The organism is Oleiphilus sp. HI0066 (assembly GCF_001635725.1).
On record NZ_LWFH01001133.1, the window covers coordinates 1 to 842 of the forward strand.

General features: G+C 43.3%; 1 protein-coding gene. It reads right to left on the reverse strand.

The annotated features are described in order from the left end of the window. The coding region (locus A3738_RS14880) for an alpha/beta fold hydrolase (RefSeq protein ID WP_068763680.1) at positions 1-719 on the reverse strand (719 nt) is incomplete at its 3' end. Positions 720-842: the final 123 nt, after the last annotated feature.

An 842-nucleotide genomic window follows, 5' to 3' on the forward strand; every position in this document is an offset into this window, starting at 1 on the left:
TCAACGCCATTGATAAAGCGTAGTGGAATTGCACTATTGACTACACTGCCAACCCAGCGCTCTCGGTGAAGCGCACGCTCATCCATATACCCCACTAGCTTAACCATGCAATGGCGACCGTTCTCACGCGCTAACAAGTTGAAATGTTCTTGCAATAAATCTTTAGGCAATTTCACCGCACAGATCGTGTTAAAGCTACTGACAAAACTTCTAAGGCTCGCCATACGAGCGAAAAACTTCCCAAACGGACTACGCAGCAATTTTTGCGTTAATAAAGGGCGATGTACTTCTGGAAATAATCCGCCATTCAAGAATACACAAGACAATATCTTGGCATCTGGATTCTCTTGATTGCGAGCCAAAAGTTCCTGCGCAACGGTATTACCATAATCATGTGCAAGTAAATGGTACTCCGCAACACCACACGCATTCACGAGAGCTTCAGCAATACTCGCCTGCATCATGATCGAATATTTCGGCAAGTTAGGTTTGTCTGAAAAACCAAATCCTAAGAAGTCGAAGGTAATCACGCGAAAATACTGCGTTAACCTTGGCCATATTTCTTGCCAGTCCCAACTCGATGTTGGAAAGCCATGCAACATTACTAAAACTGGTTTATTGGCATCCTGTGAATCCTGATAAAACACCTGATGCCCTTCAAATTCAAAAAATCTTCCTTGTTCACGCCACTGCGCTAAAGCCTTTTGTGCGTCGTTCAATGCCTACTCGCTTTCAGTTATTTATTGTTGCGCAGAAGCTTAAGAAACACGACATCAAAGAGCCACTCCCAAAGTGATAATTGAGCTGATTATTTCGGCCTACATAGCAATTCTGGTCTAAAT